The sequence below is a fragment of the Oscillospiraceae bacterium genome (assembly GCA_034925865.1).
Taxonomy (GTDB): Bacteria; Bacillota; Clostridia; order Oscillospirales; family SIG627; genus SIG704.
Window position 1 is genome coordinate 17,967 of sequence record JAYFRN010000001.1, and the last position, 18,271, is coordinate 36,237.

The window sequence follows — 18,271 nt, forward strand, 5'->3', positions numbered from 1 at the left end:
AATCAAATGCCCGTACTGCGGATATAAAATGCCGATAAAAAAGGGCAAAAATGCGGTAGCTCATGATTTATGGGTTATCTGTAAAAACAAGAATTGCCGAAAACAATTCGAAATTAAAATCGATAATGTAAAGTGAGTGCCATTACGCGCCAGTGCTTTCCTATCTTAAGGGGTGTTAGACATTGGCTGACGGCGTAAAAATCAAAATAAACGGCGACACGAGCGATTATGAGTCGTCGCTGAAAGAAATCGGAAAACTCACTGAAAAGGCCTTTGAGGGAATAAAGTCCGTTGGCGAGACGGCGATGAAGGCCATAGGCACAGCTGCTACCGCTGCAATGGGAGCGGTAACGGCTGCTTCAGGCGCTGTAATCAATTATGGTTCTGAATTCGAACGATCTGCTGCTAAGGCTTCAACCCTTTTTGGCGATGTATCTGTTGATGCTGACAACCTTAACAAAAAGCTGCTAGGTATATCGTCATCTACCGGGGTCGCGGCGACAGGATTAAACGAAGCGTTATATTCGGCGTTATCAGCTGGCATTCCCGCAACTGAGGATATGACCGATGCAACAGATTTTCTTGCGGCTTCGGCTAAACTCGCGACTGCCGGATTTACTGATATTGATACCGCGCTTTCGGCTACAGCGAAAACAATAAATGCTTATGGACTAAACGTCAAGGACACCGAACGCATACAAGGCATTCTCATACAGACCCAGAATAAAGGTATTACAACAGTCGGAGAGCTCGGAGAGGTCCTTTCCCAGGTAACGCCTACGGCGGCCGCTGCAAATGTATCATTTGAGGAAGTGGGCGCGGCTCTGGCTACTATGACTGCGCAAGGTACTCCGACCGCACAAGCTACGACTCAGCTGAATGCCGCTATATCGGCATTTCTAAGCCCGAATGAAGCAATGGCAGCGGGATTAGGAAAAACCATTGATTCAATGATAGAATCCGGCGAAATAGTCGGAAATACCGCGGATCAGTATAAATCGCTCAAAGAAACCTTGCAGGAGCAGACTAAAGCGCTAAGCGAAGTCGATACAAGTACAGCCGAAGGCAAGAAAAAATACACCGAACTGGAAAAGGCAATAAAAGAGACTCAAACAAATATCAGTGATTTAATTCCGGAATTCGGTTCAACAATTCTGCAGACAAAAGGGCTCTCCGGTGCTTTGAGTGAACTAAGCGGCAATTTAGACGGATCTGTTAACGGTATGTCAAATGCTTTAGGGTCTTCAGAAGCTCTTAAAGCTGCGCTTGCAATTACAGGTGAAAACGCAGGCAAATATTCTGAAAACCTTGAAGCGATGAGCAATACTGCGGGCCTCGTAGATGATGCATATGGCAAGATGGCAAATACATTGTCGCTGCAATCAGCACGGATGACGGAAGGCCTAAAGAACCTTGGTATTGCAATATACAACGAGAATGACAGTATAATTGCTTCTGTTGCGGGGTTCGGAGCCGACCTTTTAGCGCAGCTTCAGCAAGGTTTTGATGAAAGCGGTATAGATGGCATAGTTTCAGCTTTTGGCGACATATTGGTACAGGTAGTATCAAAAGTCGCTGAGTATGCGCCTATGTTAATTGATACAGGCTTTAGTTTGATTTCATCGTTTGTCGGTGGAATCGTGAATAATTTACCGGAAATTTCAGCAGCGGCAAGCGAAATTATGAATTCTCTGTTTAACGGCATAGTAACGCTTATACCGAATATCATGCCGATAATCGCAGAGTTATCGGGTAAATTCGCTGAAGGATTCATAATGTATCAGGCGGTACTATTTACCGCTGCTATAAACATAATAACGGCGATTGTAAAAGGTATTGCCGATAATCTCGACAATATAATACCCGCAGCCCAGGATATGCTCCAAATGCTCATAAGCGCGATAATTAACAATCTTCCGGTACTGGTTAAAGCTGCAAATGAGATAATATTCGCGCTTGCTGATTTTATCATAAACAATATCGACGACATTATTGATGCCGCGATATTTATTATAACAACGCTTTCAGACGGTCTTGTATCAGCGTTACCGAAATTAATTCCGGCTGCAGTAAAAATTATTCTTAATATAACCGCTGCGCTGATAGATCATCTCGATGAAATCCTCGAATGCGCTCTTGAATTAATAATTGCTTTTGCGAAAGGTCTTATTGATTCTTTACCCGAACTTGTCGATCAGCTGCCAAAGATAATAGATAGCATAGTCGATTTTCTTATATCGGCAATTCCGACCATGATCGAAGCCGGGATTGAATTATTGACTGCGCTTGTTGATGCTCTGCCGGAAATAATCGAGGGGATTGTCGCGGCAATTCCAAAAATTATAAGCGGTATTATAACGGCAATTATGGAAGCGCTGCCATTAATCATTGAGGCGGGCATAAAGTTATTTGTGGCATTGATTGACGCGTTACCGGAAATCATATACCAAATCGTCACCGCTTTGCCTAAAATAATAAACGGGATAATTTCAACATTATTAAACCCTGAAACGCAGTTAAGAATGGGAAAAGCCGGGTTCGATATTTTAATTGCACTCCTCAAAAACTTACCTGATATTATGATAGAGATTAATAAAAGCATATGGGGGTTGGTGCTTGGCATTGTTGATAAAATCTTGGGAGGCAAGGGAAAAATCGCTGAGGCGGGCAAAAACCTCATTGAGGGCTTTTGGAAAGGCATTAAAGACGCTAAAGATTGGCTAATGGATCAAATTAGCGGATTTTTTAACAGCGTAACGGATTGGGTTAGAAACATATTCGGCGAGCATAGCCCGTCAACAGTATTTGCAGATATCGGTGAGAACCTTGATAAAGGCCTCGCAAAAGGTATAAAAGGCAGCACAAGGGTAATTATCGATGAAGCTCATAAGCAAGTTGATGATGTCCTTGACGTTTACAACGGGCTTAATGCGGAAGCTAAATTCAAAGCAAAGTTCGGCGCAGAGCTTCCTGATAAATTTTTTGCTTTAGGCAGTTCTTTCAGAGAGAATGTAAATGAAGCATATAACGGGGTTCGCGGTATGCTTTCCTCGATAGGAGCTATACGAAGCGTCGGAGCAACGCATAATTATACAACAAATGCACCTGTTATACAGTTTTATGAGCCGGTCGAATCTCCTGATACGGTCGCACGGGCTGTAAACAGGGTATTTATTTATGGATTGGCTGGTGCAAGATGATCTCAATAAAGCGGTCAGATAATACAGAATTTGTTTTTGGGACAGTATTTAAAATACTGTCCCTTTCCGGTGCGGGTAATCTTGAAGTCGATATTTTCAGTGAAAAAAAGGCTGCCGGAAACGGTGATATCATAACCGGGCAACGTATACCGTCACGAATCATTACCATAACGGCGGCTTGTGTATCATCGGCGCTCAATGATATTTCACGGAGAACAGCAAGCAGATTTTTCAACCCGAATTATACTTATAAAATGTACATCAACTACAAAGACAATCCTGTATGGATTCCTTGCGTTGTTGACAGTATTGATTTACCCACATCGAATATTTATGTCAGTCAGGTTATGACATTAATAATGTTTTGCTCTGATCCATATTTCAGATCAGTAGATGAATTCGGTAAAGATATCGCCGGTAATACGCCTATGATGGGATTTCCTTTGTTATCGTCGCTTACATCGGGATTCATAACAGGTTTATTCACCTATCCCGAATTTGTATATATTGAAAATGATGGCGATACAGAAACCTTCTGCCGTGCTGTAGTGGTCGCATATGGAGCCGTAACCGGCTTCAAATTATCCAAAGACGTAAATACATATGTAAAATTCAATCAGGCGCTTTCTGTCGGAGATGAGCTTGTTTTGGATTTTATAAATGCTTCTGTAACGCTTAACGGCGTTAATGCGAATCGGTATATTGACCGGGCATCGACATTTTTCGCGATTGATACCGGTGGATGTAATATATCATTTAGCGCTGATGACGGAACAACATTGCTGTCCTGCACTATTTATTATAATAAGCTTTATGCAGGGGTGTGATATGAATTTATTCGCGCTTGATAGCAGCTTAAATATGATATGCCAAATAAAAAATACCATAGTGATAATGTGGATTCGCCGTTATTATGAATGCGGAGAATTTTCTGTTTATATGCCGGCCGTTGATTACAGTATTGATATGGCGTATATATACACCCCGGATAGACTAGAAACAGGCATTATTCAAAAAGTTCAATATGATGATAAACTCTCCGGCGAATACATAACGCTAAGTGGCTTCTTTCTTGAAAAGAGACTTGATGACAGAATAATTTATCCCAGGTATCGCGGATCAGGTAATATAGAATCAATAGGACGTAGCCTCATTACTTCATACGGAAGCGATATACCGAAGCTTACTCTCGGCGCTGCCTCAGGGCATGGCACAACGATTTCTATGCAGGAAACAGGAGCTGAGCTCGGAAAACGTATATACAAACTATATCAGACGCAAGAGATGTCTTTCAGGCTTAATTATGTTTTTACAGACGATAAAATATATTTTGAAACATATCAGGGGCTTGATCGAACACAAGGCCAGTCTGTAAATAACTTTGTAGTCTTTTCTAAAGGCTTTCATAATGTAAGCAATGTTCAATATATACACGATATCAGTAATCATAAAAATTACGCCGTTATAGGCGGGGAAGGCGAAGGAACAAATCGTACTTATGTAATTGTTGATAAGTCTGACAGCGGCTTAAAACGCATGATCTTCGTTGATGCACGGAACTTACAAATGGATAGCGCACAAACACAAGCAGAATATGAATCCGATCTAAAACAGCGCGGAAATGAAGCTCTCGACGATTACCAAATTGTCGAGAGCCTTGATTTTGATGTAATAGCAAACAGCGGATATAAATACCGCGTTGATTATGATCTAGGAGATAAATGCGATATTGTTATATCAAAACTGGGCTTGTCATATTCGGCACGAATTGTAGAAGCGCGTGAAGTCATAAAAGAAAATTACAGCACAGTCGAACTGCTTGTCGGAAGCAAGACACCGACATTATATAAAAAAATAAAAATGGAGGCATAAAGCAGCTCTCCGTTGGAGAGACAGAATTGAAATATGAAATCAATATTTTTTGATAGTCAGATCACATATGACGGTCAGGGAAATCCAACATATGACCGTCCGAATAATGCTTCGGATTTACGTGAATCCTTCGGTTCTTTTATCAGTACCGGGATTGATAACGTAGCAGGCACATTTGCAGTATCGGTTTCATCAGGATTGACAGTAAGCATAGCTCCGGGGAAATGTTGGATAAAAGGTGCGTTCGGCTGGCAGCAGATTGCAAGTACGCTGACGCTTGATGCAGCAAATGCTACATATGCGCGAATCGACCGCATTATTTTACGGTTTAATAACAATATTTCTGTAAGATCAGTCGATTTAGCGGTCCTCAAAGGTACAGCGGCAGCTTCACCAGTTGCCCCGGCGCTTACGCGAACTGACACAATTTATGAACTGTGCCTTGCAGAAATAACGATACCTTCCAATGCAACGGTGTTAATATCTTCGAACATTACAGATAAACGGTATGATGTAACTCTCTGCCCTGGAGTTAAATCTATATTTACTATTGAAACCGTCCCTGTATCAAAAGGCGGTACCGGTGCCGTAACTGCTGCTGCGGCAAGAACAAATCTTGGTCTTGGCAATGCTGCGGTAAAGAATGTCGGAACGGCAGCCGGGACGGTCGCGGAAGGTGATCATACACATACAATCTCAGGTGTAACAAACCTACAGACTACATTAGACGGTAAGCAAGCAAAAATAACAGCTCCAGGAATTCTGAAAGGTAATGGCTCTGGCGGCGTATCTCCGGCAGATGCAGCAGCTTTATATTCTTTACTCAACGGATTAACATCGATTACGCCGGAATCAACTGATTTGTTGCCATTTGTTGACACAAGCGGAGTCACGGCGGGGAAAATGACATTATCGAGTTTTGCGAATGCAATAGGCATGCCACAAATTGAATTTGGCTATTACACAGGCACGGGAACATATGGCGTTGATAATCCTAACTCAATTACTTTCAGCTTTTTACCGCGATATGCGACGGTATATTTTAAGGGATATGGTGCGGCTGCAGGGATAACCTTTATTTTTAATCCATCGGCGGTATCAAGTGGATATCTGCAGGCGGATTCTTATAACAAAATAAAACGTATAGAAAACACGGTGTATTGGTATGCGTCCGAGGCAAACGTTCAATACAACTACAGCGGATTCCGTTATCACTATATGGCTATAAAATAAGGAGATTATATGTTAATTATAAAATTACAAGCCGAATCAAACGGAGCGCACAGAAATCAAACAACAAGCCATAACATAACGCCGCCAGACGGTTGGGCGGTAGTTACTCCAAACATAGAAAACACCGCTATACAGTATCTGCCTTTTATAAATATTGATTCAATTTCTAACGGAGTTATAACAGTTGTTTCTCAAGGCGCAATTCCTGAAATACCTGTATCTGTATCGCCTCAAACGCCGGAAGAACGTATTGCGGAGTTGGAACAGAAAGACATTGACAATAAACTTGCATTAGCTGAACTGTATGAAATGATACTAAACGGAGGAACTGTATAATGGCTAAAATCTATGCTGATTTACTGATCGCCGGGCGTAAAACATGGAACGATATACCGTTACGAATAAAAGATTCTGTGAATGTAGTCTTAAACCAGTATGTTACTGAAGGCAAGATTTCATCAGCGAAATATCAGGAAATTACAACTTGAGAGGACAAAAAATGAATAATGACATTTTAACCAATCTTATATTTCCAATAATTGTGGCGGCGTGTGTCGCCTTTTTTAGTTATGTATCTTCGAAACGGCAAAAGGAATACGAAAAGCAAACCGCTGAACTTAAAAAGAAATTTGAAGCGAAGGAAAAAGCCGCCGAGGAACGCGAAAAACGGCAGGAAGAATTTATGGTTTTGCTTGTAAAAATGGGCGGTGCATCGTTGGCTTTGGGTGAAGCAAATTCCATAGCTCTTCAGAGCGGTAAATGTAATGGCGAAACACATAAAGCACTGGAATATGCTCAGCAGGTCAAGCATGAAAACAAGGATTTTTTAACATCGATGGGTGTTAAATCAATATTTGAAACTATAGGAGGTTGAAACCATGGCAAAAGCAGCAAAAGGTCTTGTCGATTATTGCAAGGCACAGCTCGGAAAGCCGTATTGGTACGGTTCCTTTGGGCAGTTTGCAAACACAAGCGATCTCGACTGGTATGCGAAGACATACCCAGTGTACTGGTCTGATTCCCGTGTCACACTTGCGAGGGAAAAGCATATCGGTCAAAAGGTTCACGATTGTGTAGGGCTCATAAAGGGCTATCTGTGGAGCGCGGACGCAAACAGCCCGGCAAAGTACCGCGAAGATCAGGACGTTTCCGCAAACGGTATGCGCACAAAATGCACAGAAAAAGGCGACATAAGCACAATTCCTGAAATACCTGGTACGCTTGTATTCATGTCCGGCCATGTCGGCGTGTACATAGGTAACGGCGAAGTAATCGAAGCTCGCGGCTTCCAGTACGGCGTTGTAAAAACTCAGCTCGCTAATCGTCCGTGGAAGTGGTGGGGTAAATGCCCGTGGATTGATTACAGCGTTTCATCGGCAGCAAATAGCTCTCAACTCAAAGCCGGCGACCGCGTGGCGATTCTTCCCGGAGCGAAGTACACAAACGGCAAAAGCATTCCGGAGAGGTTCATCGGTAAAACAATGAATGTAATGAGCGTGTCAAAGGACGGAGCAAACGCTCTTATCCTTCAGCTCTTCAGCCGGATCGCGCTCCAGTATTTGAAAAAGATATGAATGTCGATAAAGTTGTATATAGCATATTCTCGTTTTTAGCCGTGTTTACGATAGTATGCCTGATTATATTCATCATTGTCGGAAGCGAACCGTCAACGCTCATTTCATGTGTCTTTGGAGCTTGCGTCGGAGAGCTTAGCATACTCGGATACCTTCACGGCAACAAGCGAAAATACAATAACAAAGAACCATATCTGAAAGGATATGCTGACCATAACAAAAATTCCAAAAAGGAAAAGGGAGAAGAACAAAACAATGACTTATACGATTGATATTACCCAAATAATCCTTGCGATTATGGGTATTATCGTTACGCTGGTATCGACCTGGGTTGCAAAGGTCGCGGTTCCGTGGCTTAAAGACCGGCGACTTTTCGATACAGCTAAATCTCTTTGCGCAGTTGCGCTTACTACTTTCGAAACGAATCAAGGCAAACAAAAATTTAACTATGTTTATGGAATTCTTGTTGATCGTTATGGTAAATACTTCGATGAAGCAAAAATAATGGAGTCAATTCAAGCGGGGTATGTTGCTCTGTGTAAGGATTTAGGGAAAGAACCCTCTCCGGCAGCAGTGGAGATTAAATAAAAGTTATGGATGAAAAACCGGGTAGGCGAAACGCTTACCCGGTTTTTTAATTGCTTATTAATAAACAAACTTCGAAAATTACTTATATTTTCGAATGTAGAGTTTACTCATTATGTCATCTCGAGTAAGTATTTTCTTTATTAAGCATCCAAGGAATACTTGCAGATATCTCAAGTTGTATAGCAGGTGATGGAAAAGATATACGAAAATCCGAATCCGCTGATTGACACTTCCTCGCTAAACATGATATAATAAACTATCCCGTTTGATGATGGCGGCGTGGTTAACTGCCGAAACGCTGTGAAGCGTCACGGGAAACCAAAATAAATTTTTAATGCCCGGCACGGGCAGAAAGGTACCATATGATTTACATTTTGGGTATTTTGCTCTTGCCTATATTTATCCTCGCGGACCTGATCAAGCGTCAAAAATAATACCGGGGGCGTTTCCATATGAAGCTGCAATTCTGAAAATACTCTATCTTCGCACTTTGGGCATTGCCGCTAAATGGACTAAGCTTATTGTCGGAGATTTTTGCGAATATGCGAAAGATGAAGCGCTGCATGCAGTAAAGCTGCCAAAATTGCTTCAAAGCTATGAAAAATAAGAAACGGCAGCTGAAAAACTCAGCTGCCGTTTCTTATTGTAGAATCATGAAGTAAGCGAAGACTCTCACGATACATATAGCTTCCATACTATCTATCACATTCAATTTTCTTCAGTGCCGTAGCAATTGCCTCGACATCCTCAACCGTATTGTTCTTTCCAAGTGAAATCCGTATGGTTCTATTAGCAAGTGTTTTATCTAGTCGGATAGCTTGCAGCACGTGGGAAATTTCTGTATGCATGCTGTCGCAAGCAGACCCTGTAGATATGCTTATCCCTAGCAGGTCCATACGATGGAGAATCGCTTCTCCTTCAGCGCCAGTAAAAGACAGGCTCAACAAACCTGGCAGCGTATTGTTGCCTCCATTACGCACAAACTGAATGCTAGCATCATTCAACTTTTCTATGAGAAGTCGCTCAAGGCCTTTTATCTGTGCTGTGTTCTTGTCAAGCTTTTCGCAATTCGCTTTCAAGGCTGTCGCCATTCCAACGATGGACGCGACATTTTCGGTTCCAGCCCGGAACCCAAACTCCTGAGCACCACCATCAGCATATGGAACAATTATGGTTCCTTTACGAATATACAAGAAACCAATGCCCTTAGGACCGTTAAATTTGTGCGCAGACGCAGATAACATATCTACTCCGAGCTCGTGCACATCAACCGGTATATGACCTAATGCTTGTACTGCGTCAGTGTGGAATACCGCGCCGTGAGCATGGGCAATAGAACAAAGCTCTTTCACGGGCTGGATGGTACCGATTTCGTTATTAACGAGCATAACGGACACTAATCGAGTTCTATTATTTATTACACTTTCCAGCTCAGTTGGTGTGATCACACCGTCTTTTATTGCTCGAAGATATACTACAGGATAACGCAACCGTTTAATAGTAACGCAAGCATTGAGCACAGCATGGTGTTCGATTTGAGAAGTAATCGTTGTTTTGTAATCAGCATCTGAAAAAGCCGATCCTTTAATCGCCCAGTTATCGCTTTCGGTACCACCTGATGTAAAATAAATTTCGTCTGGTTTGGCATTTATACACAAAGCTACCGTCTGTCTGGCATTTTTAATTGCTGCCTTAGCAGATCGCGAGAATGAATATGGCTGAGAAGCATTTCCGTACTCTTCAAGCAGATATGGTTTCATCGCTTCAAACACATTAATATCAAGTTTTGTTGTTGCCGCATTGTCGGCGTAGATCATAGGTATCACCTCACATGAACAGTGTACAGCCTTCTTCTTTAAACTCCTGTGCTTTTACAAGTAGTTCATCTATTGATGTATCAAGGTAGATTGCTAAACACGAAATACAGTAAAACCGTTTTGTATTTTTTCCTAAAAATTTTTTACATAGAGCTATTGATGTTTTATCAGGGGATTCTTCGCAACAACAACACCGAATTATTATCTTTGCCATTAATACCTCACACTGTATGTAGAAAAGCCTTTGCTAACAAACTCATTAGGATTTATTATTTTCATCTGCTGAAGCACTGTTTCCTGCATTCGTTTAGCCGGTTGTAAACAATACTTGTTAAAATCATGTTTGAATTTTTCGTCCTCAATAAGAACAGAGTCAGCATGAGGAAAGAACAATTTCATATACGCAGTGCAAAGACGCATAATAGCTTCCTGTTCACGTCCTGATGTGTCTCCCGATTTGTTGCTTACTTCGACCAATGATTCAACAAGACTTCTATAGCGCATGGTTTCTGCTGGACTGCGCAGTTTATGTATAATTTCAGTAAAATATTCTGTGTTGAGTGCCCATCCGCTGACATACATATTCGGCGATAAAGAAGGGATGTGGTATCCGGGAATAAAACCATGAACACGCTGAAGAAGTGCACTATCTCGAAAAATATCTGGTAACTCGCTAAACATATCCTTTGTTCCATCCATGTTATTAACATCAATATTTCCGAGAAAAATAATTCCCGCTTCTCCCTCAACTCTGGTGCCGCCTACGTTAACAAATCCATCCTCCATATATCCTTTAAGAATACCAGCCATCTCTTTGTCGTTTGTAAATTTAATTGATTTTATTTCATCTATGGCAACGAAATCACTAAATGTTACAAGCCCTTTAGAGTGTGAACCAGGACGCATATCTAGAAATAGTTTAGCGCGGCTTAAACTACCACCGCCTGATAGCCATCCATACTTACCAGTTTTCCCAAAAATATAAGACTTACCAGTTTGCTGTGGCGCAAGTTCAATAAGATTAATACGTGGCTGAATAAACGGTAACAATCGAGTTAGCATTGTGTGCTTAGCCAACCACACGTCCTGCTCTATCCATCCTTTTTTGCTAAAACCGTCAGCATTATAATCGATGGCACCCAAAAGGATGTCCATCCATTCTTCCGTATCCTCATAATGTGACCGCGCTTCTCTATAAGCATCAACACTTACTTCATAAGGGCAGAAGTTTTTATAATCCAGGAGAGTAAAACGTCCGTTTTTCTTGTTCCCCTCTGGTGGCATATAACCGAGCTTAACTAACCCCCAACCGCCGGCTTCACCAATCAACTCATCCTTTATTCTATCCCAGACATAGTCTTCAATAATTGTATGAGCATATGAGAAGCCCAAATCGGGTATTTCAAAGCTATAGTAATTGGCGCTGGCGTTGAATGATATGTTTACCTTTGCAAGAAAAGGGCGTGTTTCCCCAATGGAGCGAGCCTCGTCCTCTAATCGTTCTTTATCACTTCTGTGGGGGATGATTTCCGCAATGTATTGGCTTAACTGGTCAACGTTTTCAATTTTCCCATTAGGACCAGCTTTACGTTTAAAAATCCAGTCACGTAAAAATGCTTCAATTTTCGCTGATTTAAACATGGCCATTACAGACTGGTCTTTATAAACCGTAGTAGCAGGGAAATGCTCCCTCAATTTATCTACGTCGTACATCTATTTGTCTCCCTAAATATCGAAATCTTTTTTTTCGATTAGTTGCTCATCTATCTTCTTCTTTTGAATCGGCATAGAAGTTCCGTCTTTTGATGCTGTGAAAATTATAATTGGTACTAAACGTTCCTCAAGAGTAGCGCCTCCATGCAGCGCATATAGTTTTGGCCCTTTTTTGGGCAACCTGTTATATCCTCGAACCATCCAGTAGGTTTTACCGCTGGATGGATTATAAAAAGATTCCATACCATCAGGCACCGGAGAGTTTTCTGGTGCGACAGAAAATCGCCAATCGTCTGGGTCGCCACTCCACGGTAGAGTTTCGCTAAAACCAAAATTATGAGCAGTTACAGCAAGCTTCGATGTTCCATGGTCTGATGTAACTATTACCTGAGCGTGCGCCGACAATCCAGCCACAACACGTTTAAACACTTCAATTCCCAATTCGTCTAAAGCCGCAAGAAGATTTCTCTCTGATGTACATTTTTCGTGCTTTGAGGCTCCATAGTGAGCGATATTGTCAACACTGTTAACACCATCAAGAACAAGTTCCGGATTCCATTGTATTTTATTATATGTCGTGGATGAAGGGAGACGCGCTGCTGCAACCTCATAATAGGAAACAGTTAAGCCTTGTCGTGCTGCAGTAGAAATAAGGAATGGCAAATATTCCACGCCCATGCCATCTACAATTAGTAATGCAGTATCATTTTGAGTGGACAAATCTGTTAAGATTGAATCGCGCATTTTTATTGATGCAATAGGCGCACTGTTTTTAAATGCTAAATCAACAAAGCTACTTGATACTTCGTTCTTAATGCTGTTCCTTCTATACTCTTTGAAATAGGTGTCGAGTGTGCTATTTCCGCATGAAACTGAAGATAGGTAATCTCCTAATACTGGGCAAAGCGTATTAAATTCTGCAGGAAGCCTGGCCACCAAGTCTAATTCTCCCGCACGGCGTATCAGTTCACAGCGTTCTGTGACTGTACCACAATTTAAAAAAGGTAAAGCACTTTTATATATTTTGACTTTGTTAATAAAGTCAACAATCAATGGTTCAAAGGGAATACCAAGCGAACTGAGTGCTTCAGCACGTTCAGCAGCATATTGCTTGATTTTGCTATCATCATTTATTACACAATTGACTGCCGTATCCACAATATATTTGCGGAGCAAGTCATCAGGCTTAATTGAATCACACAAAACCTTTGATAGGTATGAAGTATTATCGATGCGCTGTTTGAGAAGCCATATAAACGCAACCCAGAATTTATCCGTCTTAAGCTGAAGCAATCTTTTGAGCGCGCGATTTGTTGAAATATGTATTGAACCAAACAAACTCTCAGCAGTCTCCTCTGGCGAGAGATTTTGCGTTCTACATTCGATCAATAAATCGTCGATTGTCTTATCGTTAAAAGGAAGCTCAACTGAATAATAAGAGAATGCGATTTCGTGTGCTTCAAAAACAAAATGCACATCGCTGCTTAGTCCTGCTTGCATGATTGCAACAGAAGGAAGAACAACGATATATTTGCTGGAATCTACATCCTGCCCCAAATGCTTCATCAAATCCTTGTAGTTACAGAAATTTGTATCTTGCGGTACAAATCGTTCTGGGTAAACGAAAATCTGTGGCGCAGGCTGTTCAGAAATTGTTCCTGAAATACGAATCAGTTGCAGTGAGTTTTCGTATTTCGGATTTAAAAATGAGTGTGCACTAAACATAGAGCTACTCATTAGGAAAACAACGTTCAGTTTCTGCTCATCCAGTATTTGCCGTATGGCAAGATGAAATTGCTGCTTGTTTTGCTCATCTAATAGAGATAAATAAGCATCAACACCCAGTACCACTGAGGCTGCTGGAACACCAATGGCTTTTTCTCCTATGAGCTTTATGATTTTCGTAGGCAATGGGAGCGTTGATGAGTTCTCATCAAGCAATTCCCAAATGTAAATCTGCTTGCAACCGGATGTAATATGCATAGCAAGCAGTTTTGCCGCCTCATTATTATTCGGGTATAGTTCGATTCTCGCTTGCGGCTTCTCATCCAGTTTTTGATACGAATTAACGGTGTATTCCATCATCATCCTCCCAGAACAGAAGACCAACTTCGGGATTGTTTCTTGCCATTTTTAGCAATATATCCTTAAGTGATTCCGGAGATTTACCTTGTATTTTTTCAACTATCTGTGGAGCAATAGCACACTTATATTGGTCACTAATAAAGTCGTTTAGATCTGGCTTTCTGGGCCATCTGTTAGGCTGGTCACCATACCGGCTATGCATAAAAGCAAGTAGAGAAGCGAGGCCTATTTCAAATTTCGCATAACGGCTCGGTACCGCTTCCTTTTTAAATGCAATTTGGCAATCTGCTATGCTCAGTGGTTGACAGGTATGTAAAAAGTCTAGATACTCGCTCAGTTTATCAGTTGAGAAAGTCCCTGGGTTTTGAACAGCACTGATTATTGAAGTGGCATCAACTGTGTGACCAAGAAGGTAATATGCTGGTACATTGTTGTTTTGAGCCCATATATCAGGTGAACTAACCTGTGACAGCCTTTTCCATTCTTCTATGAGATTGTGCTCCACAGAAGCCTTCTGCAGAGCCGTCAGCTTCTGCATGGCACTTGTGATAAAAGCCCCTTCGCTTGAGGAGAAGCCATCGTTGGTATTGTTAAGTATTTCCATTACGACCCTATCTTCAACGCCCGGCACACTGAGGCAATCTCTGATAATCTTAATGCTGGCAGTTTTTTTAGTGTCAAAGAACAAGGCTTTAATTGTATCTATGATGTTTTCCATAGCCGCAGCCAGTTCCGCAGCAGGTTCTCCCTTTTGAAACACCTTAATAAAGGCGCCTATAGAAGGGAATGCCGACTGCAACATAGTCGCAGGAACTTTGTTAATGACCTGCACCGCATTGCTTAGCACATTACGTACTTCTTTATAAGTTGAAAAGCCATTCATATCATACAGCAATTGTGCCATCTGAATCACGTGATACTCTGATGCAGTTTCATCAATCTCACGACCAATATCCGTCTGATTCCAAAGTATCCCCGCGCTTATTCTGGCCTTATCAAGGATAGAATCGCAATAAGCATGAGAATTATCACCAAGCGATTCAGCTAAAGCCTTTAAAGAGGGCGCATTCTGATCGACATATTGTTGGAAGGCAAGCACAAAATAGTGCTCTTGAATGTATTGCGAAATCTCATAAACTATTTCAGTATTTGCAAGGATTGCTTGTCCAATGCTTTCAATTGCTGCAGTTTTTTCTTCGGCTTTCCCTTTCGAACTGATAACACAAGCGTCACATACAGATCTCAGAATGCTGTCTATTTTGTCTGCGTTATCTGCACCATTGCTACGTATGTATGCAGGAAGAATCCATAGAGGAACACGATGTGAAACCTCTTCTACTTTACTCTGAATCTGCAATAAGGTGTTGGATAATGTTGTATCCTGAATTGGTATGCATCCAAACATTTTTGGTGCATACTCAATAAACGCTCGTTGTTCTTTTGACAAGCGGCAAATCAATTTTTCAAGTTTGATATTATCCTGCCCATCATCTTTAACTACGGTTTCTATAATCTCTGAAAGCGTATCGGCATCCAGTGGGTGATTCATCTGTCCATTTTCCCACTGATAGTTTTTATCGAGTAACCCTCTTAGAACGCAGCCAAGGACGAAAGCTGATAGTACATTGTTTTTCATGCCAAAAGGAGCACATTGAAGTTCAATATATACTTTCCGAACAGACAAGGAACTTCCTTTGCTCAGAGTATTAGCGATTTTCTTGTCAAACAGTGCTTTGATACGAGCTAATGGATGGTTCGGATTTTGCGTATACCAAGTATCTTCCAGTGTGATGCCTTGCTTTTTAAATACATCTACAAGTTGTTTAAACTGATCGGACGCAGCATTGTATTGTATTCCTGCGTTCGCCCAGCTCTTTAAGCCTTTTTCCGAGTATGCGCTTACCCAGACGGTAAGGCAATCAACACAGCCGGGGAGTTTACACTTTTCATAATCGGAGATCAAAGTAGAAAATTCCGACCATGAGAGGTCTTGTGAAATAACAGCGCCGTTCACAACGGTATAGCATCGTAATTTTCTTGCTGCGTTTTTTAGTTCTGCGCACCATTCACATTCGATGCGCTCATATGCTGTCTTTATTTGTCTTTTTGCCTGATCATTATTTTCAAGAAGATATTGTGCATATTGGGTCACATATTCGCTCCACATCTCTGAATTTTTTCCGCAGAATGTGCTTTCAGGGAAGGTGAAGAACATGATTCTGTGGTCGCGCAGTTGTTTTAGTATTGTTTCGATTTTTTCTGGTATCAGGAGTTGCTCTGCCTTGTTCTTTGCAATAACATACCAGAGGCAAATAGACCCGTTATCTCTGTTCTGAGTTTGACCTTCGCTGTATTTTGCTCGTGTTGACGCTTGAATATATGTCAGCGTGGTATGGTTGACATCGCTGACTCGAATATCAAAACGGTTAGCGGAATGCTTTATCCTTGCGCTTTGGGTATGCTTAGTAAGAGCCTCGTTCACCTTTGTAGAAATCAACTCGTCAAACTTTGGCTCTAATTCTTTTATTTTATTTTGCAAGTCGACGCCCTGTACAGAAGAGGCATAGAGCTCTATGTTATCGTTAACGACAGAAAAACAATGTTTGTCTCTAAGAAAGTAAATAATACCTCGGATATTAATCATTGCGCCATCACCTTGAAATGACAGCTCAACATTTCGTACTGTAGGTCTCAGTTTCTCATCGCCATCAGGATTGAGCCTTGAAAGAAGGCAGAAAAGAAGCACAGCTTTTAGAACGCGGATTTCTTCATCATCATCACTACGATTTTGAAAATCGCGCATCTTGATACGTTCATATTCAGAGCGAATACTTACAATCTCTTTGTTAATACTTAGGTCATCGCGCTCGATAAAGTATTTCCAAAGATAGTCTACGGTTAAGAACTGTTTGTTCGGGATTCCTGGGCCACCACTACGAATAAAATCCTGAAATTCTCTTCCGTCTGCGCTACCTTTTAGATATTCAAATATGCTGCGCTGGTTAGAACGTGCAGACTCAGAAAGATGTTTCAATAAAAAGGCAGCCATTGGGTGAATCGGCAGAATATCGTAAAATGACTGGTTACTCACAACCTCATTGGAGAACTGCCCAGCGACGGCAGATACGCTCTGCCAAAGAATATCCTTTTCCTCTTTCCACTTGTCCGCCGCCTTTGGGTCAGGATTCTCATGAATAGCATTGTGCGCAAGCCTGAACGCAGTATCGTTTGGCATCTGCAGATTTCTTGTATAAAAGCGTTCTTCTGCTCTGCCTGCGGTAGCCGAAGTTTCCGACCAAAAGGCATCAAGTTTCAAATGCGTTACTGGCACTAAATAGAAGCGGTTAATGCCGGGCGCTTCTGTTACTTCCTCGAAGGTCTTCAAATGCGCAATGTTTTCTTCGACGAACTCAGAAAATTCGTCGAAGATATAGATAACACGCTCTATGTGGTTTTCTTTTCGTATGGCTGTAATCCATTGCCTGAATGTGTTGACATCCATGTTTAGAAAGATATTGTCCTCATGAAGCACTGTCTGCACGTCATCAAGTAAATGTGTCTGCGCATCTGAAGCAGAATCCGCCTGCTTCAATGTAGCAATGAGCTGGTCAGTAATCGTTATGCCGGAATGCAGATAAGCAAGGCTACTCTGAATCCTATCACGAGTATCAAAGAAATGCTGACCCTCGCGTTCTAGTCGCGAAATTACAATATCAAGGTTTCCCTTTGAGGGAACAACCATTCCACGCTCTTTGAGCGTAGCGATAATCCCTTTTTCCAACCTGACCAGAAACTCTTCGTTGGGCCCGACGCCAGAAGCGTTGTAATCATAGATAACGAGCGTTCCTTCCTTACGACAAGCAAAAACCGCCGCCTCCAATGAGTCGCGGTCTGACATCGACTTTTTCTTTTCTTCAAACCAGCGTCTTACGCGCTCTTCTTCATCCATAAACAGTTTTTGCGTAACAAGAGACGCATTGCTTTTTCCGGTGCCATAATTACCCGTAAGCCATACGGATTTTCCGCCGGTTTTAATGCCATCAAGCAATGTCTGAAGAAACTCAATATAACGTTTGTGGGGATAGAAATCCAGCCATGTATCGGGAGTCTCATTTATAGCTTCCCGTGTCATATTGGCCCGGTATCCTTCAGGTATGCTGATATAATCGGCGTAATGCTTCAGTTCCAT

At 41.7% G+C, this 18,271-nt stretch carries 16 protein-coding genes; 11 read left to right on the forward strand and 5 right to left on the reverse strand.

Annotation, left to right across the window (positions count from 1 at the left end; all coding sequences use genetic code 11):
* Positions 1-182 precede the first annotated feature (182 nt).
* The 11 genes from VB118_00130 (at position 183) to VB118_00180 (ending at position 9,074) form a co-directional block, all read left to right on the forward strand.
* A complete protein-coding gene (locus tag VB118_00130; GenBank protein ID MEA4831005.1) occupies positions 183-3,200 on the forward strand; it encodes a phage tail tape measure protein in 3,018 nt (1,005 codons plus the stop codon).
* Positions 3,197-4,027 (forward strand): phage tail family protein, encoded by an 831-nt coding sequence (locus VB118_00135; GenBank protein ID MEA4831006.1) that lies wholly within the window; start codon positions 3,197-3,199, stop codon positions 4,025-4,027. Before VB118_00130 ends, VB118_00135 begins: the two co-directional genes overlap by 4 nt.
* 1 nt (position 4,028) lies before the next feature.
* Complete coding sequence (locus VB118_00140; protein MEA4831007.1) at positions 4,029-5,072, forward strand: siphovirus ReqiPepy6 Gp37-like family protein; 1,044 nt, start codon at positions 4,029-4,031, stop codon at positions 5,070-5,072.
* A gap of 33 nt (positions 5,073-5,105) precedes the next feature.
* Positions 5,106-6,305 (forward strand): hypothetical protein, encoded by a 1,200-nt coding sequence (locus VB118_00145; GenBank protein ID MEA4831008.1) that lies wholly within the window; start codon positions 5,106-5,108, stop codon positions 6,303-6,305.
* Between the two features lie 9 nt (positions 6,306-6,314).
* Positions 6,315-6,641, forward strand: coding sequence for a hypothetical protein (locus VB118_00150; protein ID MEA4831009.1), 327 nt, complete (start codon positions 6,315-6,317; stop codon positions 6,639-6,641).
* Positions 6,641-6,793, forward strand: coding sequence for a CD1375 family protein (locus tag VB118_00155; GenBank protein MEA4831010.1), 153 nt, complete (start codon positions 6,641-6,643; stop codon positions 6,791-6,793). The genes VB118_00150 and VB118_00155 overlap by 1 nt, the downstream gene beginning before the upstream one ends.
* A gap of 11 nt (positions 6,794-6,804) precedes the next feature.
* Positions 6,805-7,179, forward strand: coding sequence for a serine/threonine protein kinase (locus tag VB118_00160; GenBank protein MEA4831011.1), 375 nt, complete (start codon positions 6,805-6,807; stop codon positions 7,177-7,179).
* Positions 7,180-7,183: 4 nt separating this feature from the next.
* Positions 7,184-7,879, forward strand: a complete 696-nt coding sequence (locus VB118_00165; GenBank protein ID MEA4831012.1) for an NlpC/P60 family protein — start codon at positions 7,184-7,186, stop codon at positions 7,877-7,879.
* Positions 7,876-8,151: a hypothetical protein gene (locus VB118_00170; GenBank protein ID MEA4831013.1), complete on the forward strand. Its 276-nt coding sequence runs from the start codon at positions 7,876-7,878 to the stop codon at positions 8,149-8,151. The genes VB118_00165 and VB118_00170 overlap by 4 nt, the downstream gene beginning before the upstream one ends.
* The gene (locus VB118_00175; protein MEA4831014.1) at positions 8,135-8,467 is read left to right on the forward strand and encodes a hypothetical protein; all 333 of its coding nucleotides are present in this window, start codon (positions 8,135-8,137) and stop codon (positions 8,465-8,467) included. The genes VB118_00170 and VB118_00175 overlap by 17 nt, the downstream gene beginning before the upstream one ends.
* 334 nt (positions 8,468-8,801) lie before the next feature.
* Positions 8,802-9,074 (forward strand): hypothetical protein, encoded by a 273-nt coding sequence (locus tag VB118_00180; GenBank protein MEA4831015.1) that lies wholly within the window; start codon positions 8,802-8,804, stop codon positions 9,072-9,074.
* Between the two features lie 88 nt (positions 9,075-9,162).
* Here the strand turns inward: VB118_00180 and VB118_00185 are convergent, their stop codons facing one another.
* The 5 genes from VB118_00185 to VB118_00205 are packed head-to-tail and all read right to left on the reverse strand — an operon-like array spanning position 9,163 to position 18,271.
* A complete protein-coding gene (locus VB118_00185; GenBank protein MEA4831016.1) occupies positions 9,163-10,284 on the reverse strand; it encodes a cysteine desulfurase family protein in 1,122 nt (373 codons plus the stop codon).
* A gap of 10 nt (positions 10,285-10,294) precedes the next feature.
* Positions 10,295-10,498 carry a hypothetical protein gene (locus VB118_00190; GenBank protein MEA4831017.1) on the reverse strand — a complete coding sequence of 68 codons (204 nt, stop codon included), beginning with the start codon at positions 10,496-10,498 and terminating at the stop codon, positions 10,295-10,297.
* Positions 10,498-11,997 (reverse strand): BREX system Lon protease-like protein BrxL, encoded by a 1,500-nt coding sequence (locus tag VB118_00195; GenBank protein MEA4831018.1) that lies wholly within the window; start codon positions 11,995-11,997, stop codon positions 10,498-10,500. The genes VB118_00190 and VB118_00195 overlap by 1 nt, the downstream gene beginning before the upstream one ends.
* Before the next feature lie 12 nt (positions 11,998-12,009).
* Positions 12,010-14,079 carry a BREX-4 system phosphatase PglZ gene (gene pglZ, locus VB118_00200; GenBank protein MEA4831019.1) on the reverse strand — a complete coding sequence of 690 codons (2,070 nt, stop codon included), beginning with the start codon at positions 14,077-14,079 and terminating at the stop codon, positions 12,010-12,012.
* Entirely contained in the window at positions 14,063-18,271 is a 4,209-nt protein-coding gene (locus tag VB118_00205) for a hypothetical protein (protein MEA4831020.1), read from the reverse strand. The genes pglZ and VB118_00205 overlap by 17 nt, the downstream gene beginning before the upstream one ends.

Bases quoted from the DNA above. Each gene is read 5' to 3' on its own strand.
- VB118_00150 (MEA4831009.1), top strand. From the start codon at position 6,315: ATGTTAATTATAAAATTACAAGCCGAATCAAACGGAGCGCACAGAAAT.
- VB118_00190 (MEA4831017.1), bottom strand. From the start codon at position 10,498: ATGGCAAAGATAATAATTCGGTGTTGTTGTTGCGAAGAATCCCCTGAT.
- VB118_00165 (MEA4831012.1), top strand. From the start codon at position 7,184: ATGGCAAAAGCAGCAAAAGGTCTTGTCGATTATTGCAAGGCACAGCTC.
- VB118_00140 (MEA4831007.1), top strand. From the start codon at position 4,029: ATGAATTTATTCGCGCTTGATAGCAGCTTAAATATGATATGCCAAATA.
- VB118_00195 (MEA4831018.1), bottom strand. From the start codon at position 11,997: ATGTACGACGTAGATAAATTGAGGGAGCATTTCCCTGCTACTACGGTT.
- VB118_00180 (MEA4831015.1), top strand. From the start codon at position 8,802: ATGCCCGGCACGGGCAGAAAGGTACCATATGATTTACATTTTGGGTAT.
- VB118_00160 (MEA4831011.1), top strand. From the start codon at position 6,805: ATGAATAATGACATTTTAACCAATCTTATATTTCCAATAATTGTGGCG.
- VB118_00135 (MEA4831006.1), top strand. From the start codon at position 3,197: ATGATCTCAATAAAGCGGTCAGATAATACAGAATTTGTTTTTGGGACA.
- VB118_00185 (MEA4831016.1), bottom strand. From the start codon at position 10,284: ATGATCTACGCCGACAATGCGGCAACAACAAAACTTGATATTAATGTG.
- VB118_00175 (MEA4831014.1), top strand. From the start codon at position 8,135: ATGACTTATACGATTGATATTACCCAAATAATCCTTGCGATTATGGGT.
- VB118_00155 (MEA4831010.1), top strand. From the start codon at position 6,641: ATGGCTAAAATCTATGCTGATTTACTGATCGCCGGGCGTAAAACATGG.
- VB118_00145 (MEA4831008.1), top strand. From the start codon at position 5,106: ATGAAATCAATATTTTTTGATAGTCAGATCACATATGACGGTCAGGGA.
- pglZ (MEA4831019.1), bottom strand. From the start codon at position 14,079: ATGGAATACACCGTTAATTCGTATCAAAAACTGGATGAGAAGCCGCAA.
- VB118_00170 (MEA4831013.1), top strand. From the start codon at position 7,876: ATGAATGTCGATAAAGTTGTATATAGCATATTCTCGTTTTTAGCCGTG.
- VB118_00205 (MEA4831020.1), bottom strand. From the start codon at position 18,271: ATGGAACTGAAGCATTACGCCGATTATATCAGCATACCTGAAGGATAC.